The sequence below is a fragment of the Chryseobacterium sp. MMS23-Vi53 genome (assembly GCF_047651245.1).
GTDB lineage: Bacteria > Bacteroidota > Bacteroidia > Flavobacteriales > Weeksellaceae > Chryseobacterium.
Genome location: NZ_CP180265.1, coordinates 4282008 through 4301335, shown reverse-complemented (window position 1 = coordinate 4301335; position 19328 = coordinate 4282008). Strand labels below are relative to the sequence as shown.

21 protein-coding genes are annotated in these 19328 nt (G+C 34.7%); 7 read left to right on the top strand and 14 right to left on the bottom strand.

Annotated features, from left to right (window positions below):
* Positions 1–131: 131 nt before the first annotated feature.
* The 6 genes from ACKX2A_RS19125 (at position 132) to ACKX2A_RS19100 (ending at position 3908) form a co-directional block, all read left to right on the top strand.
* On the top strand, positions 132–764 hold the full coding sequence (locus ACKX2A_RS19125; RefSeq protein ID WP_415326523.1) for an NAD(P)H-dependent oxidoreductase: 633 nt from the start codon (positions 132–134) through the stop codon (positions 762–764).
* 30 nt (positions 765–794) lie between these two features.
* Positions 795–1181, top strand: a complete 387-nt coding sequence (locus tag ACKX2A_RS19120; protein ID WP_415326522.1) for a MarR family winged helix-turn-helix transcriptional regulator — start codon at positions 795–797, stop codon at positions 1179–1181.
* 47 nt (positions 1182–1228) lie between these two features.
* A complete protein-coding gene (locus tag ACKX2A_RS19115; protein WP_415326521.1) occupies positions 1229–1651 on the top strand; it encodes an organic hydroperoxide resistance protein in 423 nt (140 codons plus the stop codon).
* Positions 1652–1799: 148 nt separating this feature from the next.
* The gene (locus ACKX2A_RS19110) at positions 1800–2048 is read left to right on the top strand and encodes a hypothetical protein (RefSeq protein WP_415326520.1); all 249 of its coding nucleotides are present in this window, start codon (positions 1800–1802) and stop codon (positions 2046–2048) included.
* A gap of 46 nt (positions 2049–2094) precedes the next feature.
* Positions 2095–3216 (top strand): lactonase family protein, encoded by a 1122-nt coding sequence (locus ACKX2A_RS19105; RefSeq protein WP_415326519.1) that lies wholly within the window; start codon positions 2095–2097, stop codon positions 3214–3216.
* A gap of 65 nt (positions 3217–3281) precedes the next feature.
* Positions 3282–3908 (top strand): hypothetical protein, encoded by a 627-nt coding sequence (locus tag ACKX2A_RS19100; RefSeq protein ID WP_415326518.1) that lies wholly within the window; start codon positions 3282–3284, stop codon positions 3906–3908.
* A 21-nt stretch (positions 3909–3929) separates the two neighbouring features.
* Here the strand turns inward: ACKX2A_RS19100 and def are convergent, their stop codons facing one another.
* The 9 genes from def to ACKX2A_RS19055 form a co-directional block, all read right to left on the bottom strand.
* Positions 3930–4559, bottom strand: coding sequence for a peptide deformylase (gene def, locus ACKX2A_RS19095; RefSeq protein ID WP_415326517.1), 630 nt, complete (start codon positions 4557–4559; stop codon positions 3930–3932).
* Between the two features lie 175 nt (positions 4560–4734).
* Positions 4735–5604, bottom strand: a complete 870-nt coding sequence (locus tag ACKX2A_RS19090; RefSeq protein WP_415326516.1) for a ChaN family lipoprotein — start codon at positions 5602–5604, stop codon at positions 4735–4737.
* Positions 5605–5816: 212 nt separating this feature from the next.
* On the bottom strand, positions 5817–6845 hold the full coding sequence (locus ACKX2A_RS19085) for a hemin-degrading factor (RefSeq protein WP_415326515.1): 1029 nt from the start codon (positions 6843–6845) through the stop codon (positions 5817–5819).
* Positions 6846–6849: 4 nt separating this feature from the next.
* Complete coding sequence (locus ACKX2A_RS19080) at positions 6850–7500, bottom strand: class I SAM-dependent methyltransferase (protein WP_415326514.1); 651 nt, start codon at positions 7498–7500, stop codon at positions 6850–6852.
* A gap of 1 nt (position 7501) precedes the next feature.
* The gene (locus ACKX2A_RS19075; RefSeq protein WP_415326513.1) at positions 7502–8272 is read right to left on the bottom strand and encodes a heme ABC transporter ATP-binding protein; all 771 of its coding nucleotides are present in this window, start codon (positions 8270–8272) and stop codon (positions 7502–7504) included.
* A complete protein-coding gene (locus ACKX2A_RS19070; protein ID WP_415326512.1) occupies positions 8272–9312 on the bottom strand; it encodes a FecCD family ABC transporter permease in 1041 nt (346 codons plus the stop codon). Before ACKX2A_RS19070 ends, ACKX2A_RS19075 begins: the two co-directional genes overlap by 1 nt.
* Entirely contained in the window at positions 9296–10174 is an 879-nt protein-coding gene (locus tag ACKX2A_RS19065; RefSeq protein ID WP_415326511.1) for a heme/hemin ABC transporter substrate-binding protein, read from the bottom strand. Before ACKX2A_RS19065 ends, ACKX2A_RS19070 begins: the two co-directional genes overlap by 17 nt.
* A 160-nt stretch (positions 10175–10334) precedes the next feature.
* Positions 10335–11417 (bottom strand): HmuY family protein, encoded by a 1083-nt coding sequence (locus ACKX2A_RS19060; protein ID WP_415326510.1) that lies wholly within the window; start codon positions 11415–11417, stop codon positions 10335–10337.
* Positions 11418–11428: 11 nt separating this feature from the next.
* A complete protein-coding gene (locus ACKX2A_RS19055; RefSeq protein ID WP_415326509.1) occupies positions 11429–13546 on the bottom strand; it encodes a TonB-dependent receptor plug domain-containing protein in 2118 nt (705 codons plus the stop codon).
* A gap of 96 nt (positions 13547–13642) precedes the next feature.
* Between ACKX2A_RS19055 and ACKX2A_RS19050 the strand changes: the two genes are divergently transcribed.
* On the top strand, positions 13643–14446 hold the full coding sequence (locus ACKX2A_RS19050) for a T9SS type A sorting domain-containing protein (RefSeq protein ID WP_415326508.1): 804 nt from the start codon (positions 13643–13645) through the stop codon (positions 14444–14446).
* Positions 14447–14712: 266 nt separating this feature from the next.
* On the opposite strand, the gene ACKX2A_RS19045 is transcribed toward ACKX2A_RS19050, so the two are convergent.
* The 5 genes from ACKX2A_RS19045 to ACKX2A_RS19025 all read right to left on the bottom strand — a co-directional run bounded on the left by ACKX2A_RS19045 (position 14713) and on the right by ACKX2A_RS19025 (position 19305).
* Positions 14713–15003, bottom strand: a complete 291-nt coding sequence (locus tag ACKX2A_RS19045) for a putative quinol monooxygenase (protein ID WP_415326507.1) — start codon at positions 15001–15003, stop codon at positions 14713–14715.
* 297 nt (positions 15004–15300) lie between these two features.
* Positions 15301–16185 (bottom strand): sulfite exporter TauE/SafE family protein, encoded by an 885-nt coding sequence (locus tag ACKX2A_RS19040; protein ID WP_415326506.1) that lies wholly within the window; start codon positions 16183–16185, stop codon positions 15301–15303.
* 178 nt (positions 16186–16363) lie between these two features.
* The gene (locus tag ACKX2A_RS19035) at positions 16364–17605 is read right to left on the bottom strand and encodes a sulfate adenylyltransferase subunit 1 (RefSeq protein WP_415326505.1); all 1242 of its coding nucleotides are present in this window, start codon (positions 17603–17605) and stop codon (positions 16364–16366) included.
* Between the two features lie 77 nt (positions 17606–17682).
* Positions 17683–18591, bottom strand: coding sequence for a sulfate adenylyltransferase subunit CysD (gene cysD / locus ACKX2A_RS19030; RefSeq protein WP_415326504.1), 909 nt, complete (start codon positions 18589–18591; stop codon positions 17683–17685).
* A 21-nt stretch (positions 18592–18612) separates the two neighbouring features.
* The gene (locus ACKX2A_RS19025) at positions 18613–19305 is read right to left on the bottom strand and encodes a phosphoadenylyl-sulfate reductase (RefSeq protein WP_415326503.1); all 693 of its coding nucleotides are present in this window, start codon (positions 19303–19305) and stop codon (positions 18613–18615) included.
* Positions 19306–19328: the final 23 nt, after the last annotated feature.

The following is a 19328-nucleotide window of genomic DNA, read 5'->3' as shown; positions in this document are numbered from 1 at the left end:
GCAGTGGTTTTTTATTTTATCTAACATTATAGATTTCATCAAAAATCTTATTTTATAAAATTAAATTGCACACAATTTAATTGGTCGTATATTTGCATAGTAAATATCAAATAACTTTAAAATAAAATAAGATGTCATTAATACAAGATTTAGAATGGAGACACGCTGTTAAGGCTTATGACCCAACAAAAAAAGTATCGGAACAAGATTTAAATGCAATTTTAGAAGCAGCAAGACTGGCTCCAACTTCATCTGGTTTGCAACCTTTCCGTGTTATCGTGGTGGAAAATCAGGAATTAAAAGAGAAAATGGTTCAGGGAGCGTTAAATCCGGAAGTCATGAGAGATTCTTCTCATGTTTTGGTTTTCGCCGCTTGGGATAGCTATTCAGATGAAAAAATCGATAAAGTTTACGATTATCATACTGACGTAAGAGACTTACCTAGAGGACGTTTCGGCAGCTATACTGATAAAATTAAGGAAATATACGGTGCACAAACACCCGAACAACATTTTGCTCACACTGCAAGACAGACTTACATTGCATTAGGATTTGCCTTGGCTCAGGCTGCAGAACTGAAAATTGACAGTACACCGGCGGAAGGGTTCGACAACACAGTGGTTGATGAAATTCTTGGTTTAAAGGAATTAGGTTTAAAAAGTGTAAGTTTACTATATCTTGGCTATAGAGACGAAGAAAAAGACTGGCTTTCTCATATGAAGAAAGTCCGTGTTCCGATGGAGGAATTCATTATTAAAAAATAAAAAAATCATCCACTTTCATTTTTCAATCGTATGGAAAATTCAAAATCTTTAAAATTAGAAAATCAAATTTGCTTTCCGCTATATGTGATTGCCAAAGAGATTACGGGACTTTACCGTCCGTTTCTAGATGAGCTTGATATCACCTATCCTCAATATCTTGTCATGATGATTTTGTGGGAAAATGATGGATTGGCAGTGAACAACATAGGGGAAAAATTATATCTCGACAGCGGAACTTTGACTCCTCTTTTAAAAAGATTGGAAGCGAAAGGATTTATCCAGCGAAAAAGAAAAAAGAAGACGAAAGAGTGGTTGAAGTATTCATCACAGAATCAGGAAAAGCCCTTCAACAGAAGGCTTGTGAGATTCCTGAAAAAATTCATAACAAAATTGGGGTCACAAAAGAAGACTGGATAGAGTTGAAAGAAAGTGTCCAAAAAATATTAAGCAAAATAGAAAAATAAATGAAAACGTTATATACAACAAAAGTAACAGCAAAAGGAGGTAGAAACGGTCATGTAAAAAGTGAAAACGGAATACTTGATCTTGAAGTAAAAATGCCAAAAGCGCTAGGCGGAGCAAACGATGATTTTACCAATCCTGAAATGCTATTCGCAGCGGGTTATTCCGCTTGTTTCGACAGTGCGTTAAACAGAGTTATCAGCCTGTCGAAAATTAAAACAGGTGAAACAACGGTTACCGCACAGGTGAGCATCAGTCAGCTGGAAAACGGAGGTTTCGGATTGGCAGTTGAATTGGATGTGAATATTCCCGAAGTTTCCATTGAAGAAGCACAATCTTTAACGGAAAAAGCGCACGAAATTTGCCCGTATTCAAACGCGACTAGAAATAATATTGAAGTAAAATTGTCTGTGACAAATATCTAAAATATTTTCTTTTAAATAATATAAAATCTGCTTTTTTAAGGCAGATTTTTTCATTTTTAAGGGTATTTTTTTCAGGAAAATAATTAATTTTAAAAAATCATAATTCATTTGACTAAACCTCAAACCAGTAACTAAGAAAATTCACTTCATGAAAGAAAATAAATTCGCAAAATTCAGTGATCAGGAATTATTAGACAAAAGAAAAAATTTAAAGAACCTTTTTGTCATCAATGCAGTATTAATAGGTTTTTTAATAGGAATTTCAATTTACGGAGCTATAAAAAACGGTTTTGGATTTTTCACATTTTTCCCATTAATTTTTGTATTTCTGCTAATAAAAACCAAAACCGACAGCAACGAACTTGAAAGCGAAATAAAATCCAGAGATTTAAAATAATAGAAAAAAATTCATATTTCTTTTTGAAATTATTTCAAGCAATATTTTGAAAAAAATCATTACACTTTCCATTACATTTTGTATTTGGATTAATTTTTATTCGCAAAATGCCTATGCATTTTTCGGCTCCTTCAACCGTGACAAAAACAAAGAAGGAATTTACGTTTATAAGTTGGATACTATTAGTGGAAAATTATCGAAAGTGACCTCTTACACAGGTGTTTTAAATCCATCCTTTCTTACCTTATCTCCCAATGGAAAATATATTTTCGCGTGTACAGAAAGTAAAACGAAGAACGGCGGAAGTGTAAGCAGTTTTGAATTTAATCCTGAAAATAAATCATTAAAATTCATTAATAAGCAAAAAAGCGGTGGCGAAAATCCTGTTTATTTAACGAGTGATAAAAGTGGAAAATGGCTCGTAAATGGAAATTACACAGAAGGAAGCGTTTCCGTTTATCCCATTTCTGAAAACGGAAAAATTGAACCTCTTGTTCAGAATTTACAATTCACGGAAGGTAGTGTAAATCCCGGTCGACAGGAGCGTGCGCACATCCACTCTACTGTTTTTACGCCTGATTTTAATTATATTTTTTTTCCCGATTTGGGAGCAGATAAAATCAGAGCGTATCAATTTAATAATGAAAGTAAAGAACCTTTGCAGCCAGCAGAAATACCTTTTACAAAAACAACTTTAGGAGGCGGACCGAGACATTTCACCTTTCATCCCAACGGAAAATTTGCTTATTGCATCGAAGAAATGGGTGGAGCTGTGAGCGTCTATGGTTACGAAAATGGAAAACTGAATAATATCCAACGAATCTACACACATCCTGAAAATTATAAAGATGAATATGAAAGTTCTGATGTTCATATCTCACCTGATGGAAAGTTTTTGTATGCTTCCAATCGCGGTAATGAAGACAATATCGCGATATTTTCCATCCAAAATGATGGAACTTTAAAAACAGTTGGTTATCAATCTGTAAAAGGAAAGCATACAAGAGTTTTCGGACTTGATCCAAGCGGAAAATTCCTGATTGTAACCCATTCAGGAAGCGGAACTGTTGTTGTATTTAAAAGAAATCCTGAGACAGGTTTGTTAAAAAAAGTTGGCAGAAAGATTAAAATTAATGGGGTTTCTTGTGTGCAGATTAGAAAGTATTAATTTCTTTCATATGAAGAATAATTTATTATTTTTGGCTTTCAAAATTTTCATAAAATATTAATACCATGAAGCAAATTTTTAGTTTTATTTTTATTTTAAGTATATTTTTTTCATACGGACAGGGATATTCTTTTTCAAAAGAATTTAAAAGTGGAAAAGTTGTACTTAAAGACGAGTCGACTATTGAAGGCGAGCTGAAATGGTATCCCAGCCAAAACGATAATTTAAAATTCAGAAAAAATGAAAATGAAAAAACAGTAAAATATACTCCAAATGATATTTTAAGTTTTTCTGCAGATAATATGAATTTTGTTCCGTTATTCAATTTCAGTGCTTATGCAGATAATTATGCATTAATTGGAACTCCGACGAAAATTAAAGAAACATTCGGACAGGTTGTTTCGGAGGGAAAAATTAATGTTTATTTTACTGTATTAACAGGATATAATGCTGTTTCGAGAACAATAGAAGACTATCCAAACTTTGTATTTCAAAATTCGGCCGATCCTGAAAAAAAGATGTATGCCTATCCGTTTGAAATCAGAATGAAAGAAAAAAAATACGAAAAAGCAAAGGAAAATCTTTATATTGTATTCAAAGATTATCCTGAGATTCTCGAAAAAATAAAAGCTTTTAAAAAAGAAAATAATTTCCTGGAAATTATTAAAATGATTGAAGAAATTAACAAGTAACTGAAGCGTGTCACATTAAAATCATCTCGTCACAGAACCACTTTTCTTAAAAGCATCCACTTTTTTGTAAGAATCGTTTTTCTCTTTTTCCTTTTTATCTGAAATTAAAATTCCAAAAAGATGGTCGATCTCGTGTTGGAAAATTACGGCCGTAAAACCTTCCACAATCTCCGAATATTTCTGACCTTTTAAATCAACATACTCTAACTGAATCACTTTACTTCTGTAAAATTGATCTCTGAAATCAGGAATCGACAAATCACCTTCCGGACCAAGATTTTGTAATTCCGACCTCCAGACAATGACAGGATTAATGAAATATTCCAACGGTTCGTCTTGCTTATCAAAACGTTGAACCCAAATTAATTTTCTATTAATTCCAACTTGTGGTGCTGCTATTCCAACTCCACCGTCGGTTGACAGCAAAGATTCTTTCATTCTTTTGACTAAAATTGCCGTATTTTTATCCAATGGATCGATTTCAGTAGACAGACTCAATAATGTCTTATGCTGATTTTCATCTGTCGTCTGATAAATCGGCAACGCAGAATTTTTATCACCTTGATTGATGATTGAAATCTCGTTAGAAGTAAGTTTCTGAGCATTGATAAAACCGATGAAAAGGATGAAGAAAAGGGATAGGTTTTTCATTTTAAATAAATATAAACAAATATAGCCAATGTCTTCAAAATATTCGTTCTGTCATTCTGACGAAGGAAGAATCTCTAAAAAAATAATGTTGAGATTCTTCCTTCGTCAGAATGACAAATTTTGCGCACAAAAAACGGGCTAAAGCCCGTTCCTATTGATAAAATATTCTGTTTTTTTAATAAGTTTTCGTCATATCACTCGGTATTATCAGATTAAAATCCGTTGGAATGTAATCTTTTTCCGGCACTTTCAATTCAGGATTTTCAGACTCAAAAACTGAAATTACCGCCATTTTTACATTTGGATTTTTCTGTTTGATATACCAATAAATTCCGCCAAATTCTTTGCTGTGATAATTTCCGTTGTAATGAATAAATGTTTTTCCGGCTTGAAGATTTTTCAGAATAGATTCCGCCATTGTTGCGTCTTTCGTTGCCTGAGCCGAAATAAAATTCATCACCTTTGTTCCGTCGGCGTGATCGCCCATCATCGCTTTCATTTCAGGATAACCGGGTGTTTCTAAAGTCACTTTTATCGGTAATTGAGCGATGTAAGATTTATCTTTTTCAGTTAAATTATTCAAAGATTCCAAGCCTTCTTTTGCGGTTTGAGAAGCGTATCTTCTTGGAATATTGGTGGCGATAAAATTCAGCTTTTTATCTTTAGCGAAATCAACCAACGGTTTGTAATCTGTTGCGTAATTATTCCACAAACGTGCCGAATCTTTCAATGTTTTAGCATCAAATTTTCCGTTTAAATACTGGTTTAACTGAGATTGATTGTCTCTTTCAAACATCTCTGCTCCCAAAATAAGTTGTCCGTTTTTCTGAACAAATAAAGCTTCTGTAATTTTCAACTGAAGCCAGTGATTGATCGAACTGTTATGATTTTCACCAAAGAAAACCACATCATAATCTGCCAATTCTTTGACCAATTTTTCAGTCTTGATCTCTCCTTTTTTATCATAGAATTGAAAAGCTTTGAAGTTTTGAGCACTGAATGAACAGAAACTTGTAAGTAATATCGCTATGAAAATATTTTTCATTTTTATTTTTTATAGTTTTAATAACCATCACATGTTTACTCCGAAGAATCTAGAAACAAATCTTTCTTATTTAATCTCTAATAATTTTGCTTAGATTCCTCCGGAATGACAAGCTTTATGTGTAGATTTTTTTAATTAATCAAATTTACGTTTTTACAATAAAAAAAGACCGCCCTGCAAAAACAAAACGGTCTTATAAAATTACCTAATTATTATTTTTCTAAATCTGCTACAAGATTTTTCCACTCTTGTAGTTCAGGAATTCCAGGTTTTCTTTTTCCGAAGAACTGAACAATGAAATCACCTTCATTATTAAATACTTCGATAGCCGTTACTTCACCGTCTTCCGTTGGTTTTTTCACAATCCAAGCTTCAGCAATTTTCGTCATATCAAGGTGCAAGTTGAAATCAGGATCCATCACGTTGAACCATTGTTGGTGCCAAAGTGTTTTTTTCACGTTTCCTGTGTGGATCTGGATAATTCCTCTGTTTCCAACGAAAATCATGATCGGAAGTTCTTTTTCAGAAGCATCTTCCAATACATTTACCACTTTCGAGCTGTCGATTTTCTTTGTGAAACCTTCCGGAGCCAATCTCAAAGCCTGAGTTCTGCTTACTCCGAATTTTCTTGTCATCATGAAGAAATCATGTGTATCTTTTAATTCTGTCCAAGCTTTCTGGAAACCTTCTACATCGATTTCAGAATCAGGTTTTTCTTCTGTTTTTGGAGCTACAGTTTCCAATTCTAAAGTTGAATTTTGCTCATCTGCTTTAAATTTCTCAACAATTACATCGAAAGCAACCTCATTGCTGTCTTTTGTTAAATAAATTTTGTGTAACGCCAAACCGTCTTTTCCAAAGAACTGAAGACTTTTTCTATCGCCTTCCACAACACCAAAAGCAAATTTCCAGTGGTTTAAGAAAATTCTTAAATCAATTTCTTCCCCTACGAAAAGCTGCGCGTGAGGACTGCTGAAATCACCATTCAGGTATGTTCCTTTTCTCTCATGAACGCACTCGTCGTTACGTGTAAGAGCCATTACTTTTCCCAATTGCTCAACATCCGTTAAAATATCTTTAAATTCAGGTTTAAGAACGGTAACGCCCTCTCCTACGTTAGTTGCCAATAATTCAGCTTCGCTTACGCCCAATTGGTCGGCAGCATTTCTTATTCTCAAATGCGGATTTTCAGCTTTCAGAGCTTCCCATTTCTCTTTCAGATCATTAACTAATGTGCTCATTATTTTATTTTTTTATGGTTAAAACTGTATAATTTCTTGTTATTGTTTCGTTTCCTGTTTTACTTTTCACTTCTTCTTCCTTTTCGGAGATTTTCATTCTTTTAAAATGACTTTTAGAAACGGTTTGTTCCATTTCATCGGTATTATATAAAGTAAAATCGAACTGTGTGAAAGGTAATTTTTCCATGAAATCCCTCTGCCCGAAAGTCAGAACAAAAGTTCCGTTGTCTTTCAGCACTCTGTAAATTTCATTTAAATATTCAATCGGTTGCTCCCAGAAATAAACCGTATTTACCGTGAATATTTTGTCGAAAGTCTGATCTTCAAAAGGTAATTTTGTTCCTTCATACAAAACAAAATCTGCCTGATTTTTAAATTCTTGATTCAATCTTTTAGCTTCGTTATGCATGGTTTCAGAAATATCAATTCCTATATATTTTACGTTTTTAGCTTTATTTAAAATACTTTTGACATGACCAGCGTTTCCGTGACCGATTTCAAGAACGTTTTCATCGTCTTCAATTAAAAGTGTTTTAATGCTTTCCAGCGTCATTCCGATGTTGGTTGCATTCATCATTTCGCCAATTTCAATTCCTTTTTGTCCTTGAGGGTTGGCCAAATTCTGAGCTAATATTTTTAAGTCTTCTCTTTCCATATTATCCGAAAATAATCATTGGGTTACTGGTGATGGGATGTGGGCAAATGGTGCAGGGAAAATTGTATGCTTGGCTAATATTTTCAGCTGTAAAAACCTCATCCGGCGTTCCGTAAGCAGCTGCTCTACCCGATTTCATTAATAATATTTTGTCTGCATATTGTGCCGCCAAATTCAAATCATGAAGAACAACAACCGCAGAATTTGCTTTTTTTGTGAAATTTTTAATGATTTCTAAAGCTTTGTATTGATGTTTAATATCCAAATTATTCAAAGGTTCGTCGAGAAACATGAGTTTGTGGGTAATTTCGTTTTGCAACTGTGCCATCACTCTCGACAGATGCACACGCTGCTTTTCTCCACCCGACAAAGTGTTGTATTCCCTGTCTTTTAAGTGATAAACATCAGTTTCGTACATCATATTGTTCATCGCTTCGTGGTCTTCCTGTCTCGGCTGAGCATCAAAATACGGGTAACGTCCCATCATCACGACGTCTTTTACTTCAAGCGGAATATCGTTGCTGTTGTGCTGAGAAAATTTCGCTTTATGCTTCGATAATTCCTGAATATTCCACTCGTTGATGTTTTTATCTTTAAATAAAATCTGCTGTTTCGATTTCACTTCATTCGCCAAAACACTCAATAAACTGGATTTTCCGGCTCCGTTTGGACCAACAATCGCTAAAAATTCACCGTAATTTAAATGAACATCAACTCCATCCAGAATATGGAATTCTTTATGTTTATAACTGATTTGATGTGCTTTAACCATTAGATTGATTTTTTAAATTTCAACAAAATAGCGATGAAAATTGGTGCTCCCATCATGGCCGTTAAAATCCCGATCGGTAATTCCGAAGGCTGTACAATGCTTCTGCTGATTGTATCTGCTGTTAACAATAAAATACTTCCGAAAATCGCGGATAAAGGCAAAATAAAATTGTAATTTGATTTAAATAAAAGCCTTAAAATATAAGGGACAATTAATCCTACAAAGCCAATCGTCCCTGAAAAAGCTACGCAGCTTCCGACCATTAATGATACGATGACGACGATTTGTTTTTTAAGCCTTTCCACATTAATTCCTAAATGCTGTGCATCTTTTTCGCCTAACATCATGGCATTTAAAGCTTTTCCTTTCGGTAAAAGAATAGCATAAGAAATTATTAAAACGACTGCCAAAACAATATTTTTCGTCCAGGTTGCAGCGGCTAAACTTCCCATATTCCAGAAGGTTAAATCTCTCAACTGTTCGTCTTTTGAAATATAAATCAGGAAACCGACAATAGAAAAACCGATGGCTGTAATGGCAACCCCCGTTAAAAGCATCATCACGACATTCGTCTTTCCTCCACTTGTAGAAATTCTGTACACCAGCAGCATTGCCAAAAGCGAACCGATGAAGGCTGCAATCCCGACCAGTGAAAACTGTATTACTTCAGGAAGATATTCTTTGAAATACCCTCCTAAAACAATGGTAATCGCCGCCATTAATGTAGCTCCCGCCGTAAGACCAATTAAATCTCCTGTTGCCAATGGATTTCTGAATAATCCCTGCAAACTCGTTCCTGAAACCGAAAGCATACTTCCGATAAGAATCGCCATGATAATTCTGGCTGCTCTTACGTCCCAAACTACATATTTATCGCTCAACGACAACGTTGAATCTCCCGTTATTACTTTTCCTAAAACTTCAAACGCAGATTTACCCCCAAAGTCGTAAACCCCGGTATTAAGAGACCATACTGCTAAAATGACAAGCAGTATGGCACTTATTGTAATATAAACGTATAATTTACTTTGTGTTTTCAATTAAAAGTTTATTTAATCCTACAGCAGCCTCTCCTAATCTTGGTCCAAAACTTGAAACCAATCCTCCGTCCATTGCAATAATCTTTTTGTTTTTACCCGCGTTTGTCTGTGAAACACCCGGCATTTTCAGCGCACCTGCGTCTCCACCTGTACTTTTCAATCCGCTTGAGAAGAAGAACAGAACGTCTGGATTTGCTTTTACAACCGCTTCGGGAGTTAATGGTTTGAAATCTTCGAAATCAGTTACGGCATTTTGACCACCTGCAAGTCCGATCAATGCATCCATTGGCGTGTTTTTACCCGAAACCATCAACATATTTCCTCTTGCGTAAATGAACAATACTTTTGGTTTTTTAGCAATTGGCTGAACTTGTTTTAAATCTGCATCGATTTTATCATTTAATTTTTGATAATCTGTATTTCCTATTGCTTTTGCTACGTCTGCAATTAATTTTTTGGTTCCGTCAACAGTAAATTCCTGCTTGAAAACTTCAGTCTGAATTTTTGAATCCTGAATTTTTTTCATTAATTCCGGGTCGATGTCTTTATCAGAAGCTAAAATCAATGTTGGAGAAACCGCCATGATCGGCTCAATTGTCATTGATCTCATATGACCTAAATCTTTTGCCGTAGCTTTCAGAGATTCAGGATAAGTGCTGGTAACGTCTGTTGCAACGATTTCTTTTTCATGACCTAAAGCGGCTACGATTTCAGTAATTCCGCCGTTCAGCGTTACTATTTTATTGTTAGTTTTTGGTGTTTCAGAAGTTACTTCCGTCTTATTTTCAGCTTTAGCTCCGGTTTCTTTTTTACATGAATACACTGCAACAAGAACCGATGCTGCCAAAATGAATTTTTTCATGATATACTATTATTTGATTTAAATTTTATTTGAATAATATTTAACTTTTTAACGCAAAGTCCACAAAGAATTTTTTTAAATAATTATGAATATTTTTCGTTCGCAAAGGCGTTTCACTCAGCCAAGCAGAAAACTTTAAATATTATTACTTAATTAATTCTTAGAATAAAGGCTTATATTCAAACTGAGGATATCCTCGTTCGTTGCTTGAATTCGTCAATCTTGTAAATCTAAGCTTGAAGTAAAAACCTTCCGCATCTTTTACAACGTAGAAAACATCACCCTTCACCTGATAACCGGAAGGACCTACTTCTCTCCAGTTGCTGCCAATCACTCGTTGGTCATTGTAAATAAATTTAGACTGATCGATATCGGATACCTTGAAATTGTTATATGCTTCGACACCTGTAGTTCCATTAGCCTTAACTTCATATGCTCCAGCTCCTCCAACATTATTGATCGTTACAAAATCTGCATAAATATAACTTCCTGCTCCATCAATAATATTTGTAAATACAGAAAATCCAAGATCCCACTTCTTTTTCTCAGGCTGAATGAATACTTCTTTATTATTTTTTAAACTTATATAGTTGAAGTTGTAAGCTGTATTTTTAGCAACAATTAATTCTTTATGAGACGTAGCATTCAGTTCTGCATATTTTACTTTGTATCCATCTCCAGATCTTACAACCTGTACTTTCATCCAGCCTCTGCTTACGGTTCCTGTATTTACAGAACCTGTTGCAACAGCTCCATCAAAAATTTCTTTACCCATATTTACCAAGTAAATGGCATTATCGGAATCGTTAGCCTTTATTTCTTCAATTGCAGTAACTCCTGAAGGAAAATCTCCTTTCACATCATCAATATAAATTGTATTCGCAGGATTAAAGTTGGCAACCTGAACCTGAGTCATTAATGAAGAAACACTTGCTTCTGTTACCTGATCTATATTTGTAGCATTTGCAATTTTTCCTGCAGCCATCATAATCGATGAATTTAAAATTACTTTGAAGCTGCTTCCTGAATAAAATGCAAGATCCCAATCTGTTCTTTTGGTAAGAATTTCTGTATCTGTTCCTAGATCAAACCAGATTTGGTTGGGTTGGGTCGGTCCGCCAACAGAAGGATTCACTACACTTCCATCAGTTTTTGGTATTGTTACCGGATCTTCTTTATCATTAATACAAGATTGAGATATAAATGATACTCCTATTAAAAGATAAAATAGTATTTTTTTCATTTTTAAGAATTTTAGAAGTTATAACCTAGTCTTACAAAATAGCTTCGACCGTAGAAAAGATTAGAATTTGGATCTGCGGTTTCGTGAGCATTTCCTGAAATCGTTGTATCTCTTACCGATGATACATCAAAAATATTTTTGATTCCTGCACTTACTTCAAAATGATTTTTAAAGAAAGGCTGAGTTACCGTAAAGTTCATCATGCTAAAATCTCTACGTTCACCAATAATATACTGAGAAGTCGTAAGATCCGAAGTGAGTACAAACATCTGTGTTTTTCCTGTATATTTATAAAACAAAGACAATGTCGTATTGGTTTTTGGAACTATATAATTGGCTGCTGCGTTAGCTTCAAATGTATAAAAGAAATCATCCGGAGAAGAAATTCCGCTTTCATTTAATGACTTGGAAATCCCGTAATAAGCAGCATTTAAAGCAAGGCTAAATTGACCTTTTTGAGCTTTGAAATTCCCTTCAAATAAATAACTTTCGAAACGGTCTATATTAATATATCTGTATCTTAGGGGCTGAACGCTAATCTGAGCAAGCTCTATTCTGTCTTTAACTTTTAGATAAGTTGCACTTGCTCCTACCCTGAAATCCCAACCGGAATTTGTATTGATTTTTTTATCAGCATTTAATGATGCTGTAAACCCGGTTTCCGGAATAAGATCCTGATTCCCCTGAATATCGTGGTTGCTATCTACCTGATACGTATACAATTCATCAAAATTCGGGAATCTGTTGGCGCTTCCGACAACCAGACGAACGTTATCGTTATTGGTGATTTTTGCTCTCGTTGTTAAAGAGTAATTATGCTGCGTATCGAACTTATCACTTAAAGCTAAACGATATCCGGGACGAACTGAAAGCCAATTGGTTGCATTCCATTCTACGGACATGAAATTAGCATAATTGAAAATTTTTCTTTTCACATCATCTGTCCCTCCAAAATCTCCAGCGATATTTCCTGCAAAACCTGTTGTGTGATCCAATTCATAACCGAGCTGAAAATCTATTTTCTCACTATTTAAGAAATTGCTGAAAACACCTCTTGAATAAAAAACATCTGATTTGTTATAAGATTTATACTCATCTTTATTTCCTATCACCTTTCTTTGCGGAATATCGTAAGTAAAATCTCTGTATTTTCTATCCTGAGTCTGGTAAGAAAAATCTCCTGTATAATTGATTGTACCAAGTTTTGTCTGAATATTCAACTGATTGATATATCTCGTTGTCTGATAATCTCTGTCTGTTGAAGTATAGGTTCTGTTTCCATCTCCTAAGTATCTTTCTTCCACAATCGGATTATAGAAATTTAATTTTTCATTTAAAAATCCGAACTTATAAAAAATTGAAGTTTTATTTTTACTGTAACGTAAAATTCCGTCGACATTTAAAATATCTTTGGGCTGCCACAGATAACCTCTTTTTTCGTCCTGTTCAAAATATTTGTAACCTTCCTGCCTCCCTTTGAATCCTTGAAAATCATTATGATTAATATTGGCACCGACGTACCAATGCTCATTCAGATTGTATCCGATATTTAAGTTTTGAATGTGTCTTCCTTCTCCTTTTTTGTACCAGTCGTATTCTTTACCAACTGTTTCTTCCTGCAAATAAGCATTTAATGTCAACTTTTTCTGGGTACTTTTCTTTGTGATGATATTGATAACCCCTGCTACAGCATTGCTTCCATAATCAACTCCCATTGAGCCTCTTACAACTTCAATACGTTCTACGTTGTTGATGTTTAATTTTGTAAGGTCGATATTATTACCTAGACCAATATCACCTACTACCGGAATATTGTCAATAAGAATTTTTGTATATTCTCCTCCAAGCCCCATCAAATTAGCTGTAGAGTTTCCCGAATTACGGTCTGAAGTAATAAGGATGTTCAAACTTTGGTTAAGAACCTCAGCAACATTGGTCGCCGCCATATTCTTAATCTGCTCTGCGTTGATGACCTCAACTTTATAAATTGATTTATTAATAGATTGCTGAGTATATTGTCCGGTAACGACAACTTCTTCGATTTTCTTTGATTTCAGAGAATCATTTTCCTGTGCATTCACCCATAGAATAGTGGATAAAGATAGAATGGAAAGCACTTTCTTCTTCATAGACGCAAAAAATTTTCGACAAATATATGATTTTATTTAGAATAGTTAAAAATAAATATATACTTTTGTATAATAATTCTAAATAAAAATAACGTTATGAAATTAAGACTACTTATTGGAACCTTAATGTTTTCGGCTATAACAGCTAATGCACAAGTAGCTACACTTAATGAAACTTTTAACAACTTTACGGCAGGAAACACGACTTTCCCACAAAATGGATGGTCTGCAGTTCTTCCAAGTGGCGGAACTCCTCCAGCCATGATGATTGTTTTTAATGATACTGCAACTTCAAATCAGTACATTCAATCGTATTCGGGATCTAATGTGAGTACTGCTCAGTATCTGGTTTCTCCACAAATTGTTTCGCCAACAGGAAACAAAAGTATCTCTTTCAAAGCCCGTAAAAACTCTGCTTCGGCTCCGGTTATGGTGCAGGTTGGTCTTGCTTCAAGTCCTACAGACATGACGACTTTTGTAGGTATAGGAAATCCTACCATGCTTACTACAGATACTTTCCAGACGATTACAGTAAGTGTTCCCAGCTCATCTTCCAGCTATTTGGTATTTAGAACCATCAGTGGTGTTGCTGCACCTCACACGGCTGTTGATATTGATGATGTAAAGTACGATTTCACAACAACCTTAGCTGTTTCAGATGCTGCAAAATCTAAAGCAGAAGTTCAGTTTGTTGTAAATTCAGACAACACGGCTTTACAGTTTATTACTAAAAAAGATCCGAAAAATATCCAGATTTATTCTGCAGGAGCCCAAAAAGTTGCTGAAGGAAAATTATCTGACAGATCATTCGACATCAGCGCTCTTCAAACAGGAGTTTACTATATCGTTATCGAAACTGCAGAAGGTTCGGTAGTACAATCAAAATTCATTAAAAAGTAAGAAAAAACGAATGTTGAATTTCACGAAATGTGAGGTAAAATGTATACTTTACAAAAAGAATAAATGAAGCAGAATTAGTGACACAAATTGAATTGACGATTCACTTTCAAAATAAATTTTAATACTTTCTATTTTTTCTAATAAAAGGCTGCTCATAAGTTGAACAGCCTTTTAGTTTTTATGCAGCAGTTTAGGAAATAGAAGATGGATGTCGGAAGTTATTTTCAAAGTGATAAACCTCCCTCCTCCAGCTTCAGACTTCTATCCTATAAAGTTTTAAATCCTTTATAAACCAAAGTCGAACTTTCCAGCATTTTCGAGACGTCTCTTCTGAAATTCAGCAAATGATCCTGCCCGTTGTGACGGTTCAGATGTTCTTCACTTTCCCACAACTCGACCATGAAAAATGTTCCTTTATTATCTTTATCCTCAATAAGGTCATATTGCAGACAACCCTCTTCCTTTCTGGTTTCTCTTACCAAAATCTGAAAAAGTTCCACCGCTTCCATCAAATAATTTTCATTAAATTTAAAAAGCGCAATTACGTGTAAATTCATTATTAATTTTTTAATGGTGTAAATGTAGAATATTTTCAAAACTGATGGAATATTTCACATTGATATTTTTCCACATTTAACAGAATTTAACCAGTCGTAAATTTGAATCTTTGTATTTCGAAATTAAGTGCAACGCCTATGTTTATCCCAAAAATAAAAGAATTTAAAATCAATTTTTGTCTTTGCTGGCATTTAAAATAATCGCAAAGATATACAAAGCTTTTTTTGATATAAATAATCCTTATTAAAGATACACAAAGGCATTTTATTTAAGAAAGTAAAACAAATAAACTGTTATTAAAAAACAGATTTATAAATGGTAATGGAACTCATCACAATCACCAGAATTCCAATCACTACAAACATACTTTTTACAGGAAGCTTTGCCGTAAGCATCGCGGAAAATGGCGCAGTAACAATTCCACCTATCAAAAGTCCGAGAATAATATTCCAATGTTGGATTCCCAAGGTAAAAATAAATGTTATGGCTGCCGTTAAGGTTAAAATAAATTTCGCCACCGTGGAACTTCCCACCGCAAATCTTGGCGTGAATGAATTTTTAATTAAAGTTCCCGTCACCAACGGTCCCCAACCGCCACCGGCAAAAGAATCAATAAAGCCACCAATGATACCAAGCCTCGTTAGATTTGTCTTTCTTTTCAGTTTTTTATCCTGTTTTTGCTTAAAGGCATTCGATAAAATCTGAATTCCGAGATATAAAGTATAAAAAGAGATGATTGTTTTGGTAATTTTAGAATAATATTCTCCGAGATAAGTCAGGGATACGGCTCCGATAATGGCTCCGATCACCGCAGGAATAGCTAGTTTTTTAACTAAACTTTTGCTTACATTTTTCAATTTAATATGACTAATGCTTCCCGCCGCCGTTGTAAAACTTTCCGCAGAATGTATGCTTGCACTCACCGCATGTGGAGGAATTCCGAGAAATAAAAGCGTTGTCGTACAAATTACACCATACCCCATTCCCATTGATCCGGCCACCATCTCTGCCAAAAATCCGACCAGCATCATCCAGTAAAAAATGTAATTATCTTTTGCTAAAATCGTGAACAATTCATCGAGATAGCCCAATTCATACATCGAAAAAACCGCGATTGACAAAACCGCAACTGTCACGAAAAAGACATTCAGCCTGATCTGAACTTTCCTAGAAATTACCATTCTTGTATGTTTTCTAAAATTTTTAAACCATTAAGAAAAAATTTAAGGAGTTTAGGAAAATTAAGATCTCGCAAGCGAAAAAAAATAAACAACACTTAAAAAAATCTTCAATATTTACCTAAAATAAACTTAACTACTTAAATCTTTTCTTAATGGTTCAAATTATATTTAAATCAAATTATAAAATCATTACAGCTCCAACCGTTGAATTACTCGTCTCGTCGATCAAAACAGCATTTCCTGTTGCATTACTTTCCTCGAAGCTGTCAAAAACCAATGGTGAAGCCGTTTTCAAACGAACTTTTACCACTTCATTCAGTTTTACATTTTCAGAAACCGGAGTTTTTTCTAAAGTATTAACATCAATTTTATAGTCAATTTCTTTAATTATTGCTTTTAAAACCTTGCTTTTATGTTGAATAAAATATTTATTTCCTTCATTTAATTCCTTCTTATCGAGCCAACAGACAACAGCTTCAATTTCATTATCAACCTTTGGAAGGCTTTCGGTTTTCACTAAAAAATCTCCACGACTGATGTCTATATCGTCTTCAATATGCAAAACAGCAGGCTGATTGGCGAAAACAGATTCGACTTCCTTTCCACCCGTTTCGATCCTTGATATTTTTGTATGAATATTTTGAGGAAGAACCGTAATTTCATCCCCTGTTTTATAAATTCCCGAGATTACTTGTCCGGCGTAACCTCTATAATCATGCAGTTCATCGGTTTGCGGACGAATCACATATTGTACCTGAAACCTTGGACTTTCAAAATTTTCATTGGAATTAATTTCAACAGTTTCAAGGAAATCCAACAAAGTTACCCCTTCATACCAAGGCATATTTTCAGATCTTTCAACAATATTATCTCCATGAAATGCTGAAATCGGAAAGTAATGTATGTTTTCCAACCCTAGTTTCTTTGCAACTAATTGATATTGAGATTTAATATCATTAAAAATTTCTTCTGAATAATCTACCAAATCCATTTTATTGATTGCCACAACCACATTTTTCATCTTCAATAGAGAAGCAATAATCGAATGTCTTCTCGTTTGTTCGATCACACCCTGTCTTGCATCAATTAGAATGACAATCAGTTGGGAATTAGAAGCTCCCGTAATCATATTTCGAGTGTATTGAATATGTCCAGGCGCATCGGCAATAATGAACTTCCTTTTCGGTGTCGAAAAATATCGATAAGCCACGTCAATTGTGATTCCCTGTTCTCTTTCGGCTCTCAGGCCATCCGTTAAAATCGCAAGATCAACACCGTTTTCATTCTTGTTTTTTGATTGTTTTTCCAATGCTTCAAGCTGGTCGATCAATATATTTTTGCTGTCGTACAAAAGCCTTCCGATCAGGGTACTTTTCCCGTCGTCTACGCTTCCTGCAGTGATAAATCTTAATATGTCCACTTGTAATTTAGTTATAAGTTATGAGTGATAAATGATGAGTTTTAAAAGCTTATTGCTTACTGCCTTTAGCTTATTGCTTAAAAATAGCCTCCTTTTTTCCTGTCTTCCATCGCTGCTTCCGTCACTTTATCATCGATTCGGGTTTCGCCACGCTCGGAAATTCTTGATGCTGTAATTTCGTTCATCACCTCATCCAAAGTTTCGGCAGAGCTTTCTACGGCGGCTGTGCAAGTCATATCTCCTACAGTTCTGTAACGAACTTTTTTATTAACAATTGTATCATTTTCATCAATTTGAATGAAATCTGAAACGGCGATTAATTGTCCGTCATATTCAATTACATCGCGGTTATGAGCAAAATAAATTGATGGTAATTGGATATTTTCTTTTTTAATATAGTTCCATACATCAAGCTCCGTCCAGTTCGAAATCGGAAAAACCCTTACATTTTCACCCTTGTTGATTCTTCCGTTATAAATGTTCCACAATTCAGGGCGTTGCAGCTTCGGATCCCATTGACCAAACGCGTCACGAACGGAGAAAAAACGTTCTTTGGCTCTTGCTTTTTCTTCGTCTCTTCTCGCTCCACCGATACACGCATCAAATTCAAACTCTTCAATCGTATCTAATAAAGTATGGGTCTGCAACCAGTTTCTGGATGCAAATTTTCCTTTGGGTTCGGTTAGATTTTTAGCTTTGATGGTATCTTCAACTTTTCTTACAATCAGTTCAGCGCCAATATTTTTTGCTAAATAATCTCTGAATTGCAATGCTTCCGAAAAATTATGTCCTGTATCAATATGAACCAACGGAAATGGAATTTTCATCGGAGCAAAAGCTTTTTTCGCCAAATGAACCAACGTAATCGAATCTTTTCCACCGCTGAAAAGCAATGCAGGTTTTTCAAACTGAGCCGCAATTTCCCTCATGATATAGATACTTTCGGCTTCTAACTGCTCCAGATAGTCTAATTTATGTGTACTCATTTTTAGTTTAAATTTTTCGAATTAATGCGTATGCAGACCGCATTCTTTTTGTGAATTTTCCCACCACCAACGTCCCGCACGCGGATTTTCGCCTTCAACTATTGCTCTTGTGCAAGGTTGGCAACCAACGCTGATAAATCCTTTTTTGTGTAAAGACAATTCCTGAACTTTGTTTTGTTCCAGATAATCCAAAACATTTTGATAGCTCCAGTGAATTAAGGGATTGTATTTGTATAATTTACGGTCTTGATCCCATTCGATAACCGGCATATTTTCACGGTTTTCCGACTGTTCGGATCGTAAGCCTGTAATCCAGACTTCAGCACCATTTAAAGCTCGGTTTAAAGGTTTAACTTTTCGGATAAAGCAACATTCTTTCCTGTCCTCAATGGAATGATAAAAAGCGTTGATGCCTTTTTCATTCACATATTTTTCGACATCTGAACTTTCGGGAAAATAAACCTCCGTTTTGGTCTTATATCTTGAATTGTTTTGTGAAAGTAATTCGTAATGTTCATAGAAAAGTCTTCCAGTATCGAGTGTGAAAACCTTTATCGGCAATTGATTTCTAAAAATTATATCGGTAATTACCTGATCTTCCTGACCAAGCGATGTGGAGAAGACTGCTCCAGCCGGGAATTTTGATGAGATCAATTTCAATCCCTCCTCTGCTGAAAGCTGTTTCAGTGTATCTGCATCTTCTTTTGAAATCATAATTTATCATTTGAAATAATGCA

What these genes read in the sequence shown, in the direction of transcription:
- ACKX2A_RS19125 (WP_415326523.1), top strand. Translation starts at nt 132, where the DNA reads ATGTCATTAATACAAGATTTAGAATGGAGACACGCTGTTAAGGCTTAT.
- ACKX2A_RS19120 (WP_415326522.1), top strand. Translation starts at nt 795, where the DNA reads ATGGAAAATTCAAAATCTTTAAAATTAGAAAATCAAATTTGCTTTCCG.
- ACKX2A_RS19115 (WP_415326521.1), top strand. Translation starts at nt 1,229, where the DNA reads ATGAAAACGTTATATACAACAAAAGTAACAGCAAAAGGAGGTAGAAAC.
- ACKX2A_RS19110 (WP_415326520.1), top strand. Translation starts at nt 1,800, where the DNA reads ATGAAAGAAAATAAATTCGCAAAATTCAGTGATCAGGAATTATTAGAC.
- ACKX2A_RS19100 (WP_415326518.1), top strand. Translation starts at nt 3,282, where the DNA reads ATGAAGCAAATTTTTAGTTTTATTTTTATTTTAAGTATATTTTTTTCA.
- def (WP_415326517.1), bottom strand. Translation starts at nt 4,559, where the DNA reads ATGAAAAACCTATCCCTTTTCTTCATCCTTTTCATCGGTTTTATCAAT.
- ACKX2A_RS19090 (WP_415326516.1), bottom strand. Translation starts at nt 5,604, where the DNA reads ATGAAAAATATTTTCATAGCGATATTACTTACAAGTTTCTGTTCATTC.
- ACKX2A_RS19085 (WP_415326515.1), bottom strand. Translation starts at nt 6,845, where the DNA reads ATGAGCACATTAGTTAATGATCTGAAAGAGAAATGGGAAGCTCTGAAA.
- ACKX2A_RS19080 (WP_415326514.1), bottom strand. Translation starts at nt 7,500, where the DNA reads ATGGAAAGAGAAGACTTAAAAATATTAGCTCAGAATTTGGCCAACCCT.
- ACKX2A_RS19075 (WP_415326513.1), bottom strand. Translation starts at nt 8,272, where the DNA reads ATGGTTAAAGCACATCAAATCAGTTATAAACATAAAGAATTCCATATT.
- ACKX2A_RS19065 (WP_415326511.1), bottom strand. Translation starts at nt 10,174, where the DNA reads ATGAAAAAATTCATTTTGGCAGCATCGGTTCTTGTTGCAGTGTATTCA.
- ACKX2A_RS19060 (WP_415326510.1), bottom strand. Translation starts at nt 11,417, where the DNA reads ATGAAAAAAATACTATTTTATCTTTTAATAGGAGTATCATTTATATCT.
- ACKX2A_RS19055 (WP_415326509.1), bottom strand. Translation starts at nt 13,546, where the DNA reads ATGAAGAAGAAAGTGCTTTCCATTCTATCTTTATCCACTATTCTATGG.
- ACKX2A_RS19050 (WP_415326508.1), top strand. Translation starts at nt 13,643, where the DNA reads ATGAAATTAAGACTACTTATTGGAACCTTAATGTTTTCGGCTATAACA.
- ACKX2A_RS19045 (WP_415326507.1), bottom strand. Translation starts at nt 15,003, where the DNA reads ATGAATTTACACGTAATTGCGCTTTTTAAATTTAATGAAAATTATTTG.
- ACKX2A_RS19040 (WP_415326506.1), bottom strand. Translation starts at nt 16,185, where the DNA reads ATGGTAATTTCTAGGAAAGTTCAGATCAGGCTGAATGTCTTTTTCGTG.
- cysD (WP_415326504.1), bottom strand. Translation starts at nt 18,591, where the DNA reads ATGAGTACACATAAATTAGACTATCTGGAGCAGTTAGAAGCCGAAAGT.
- ACKX2A_RS19025 (WP_415326503.1), bottom strand. Translation starts at nt 19,305, where the DNA reads ATGATTTCAAAAGAAGATGCAGATACACTGAAACAGCTTTCAGCAGAG.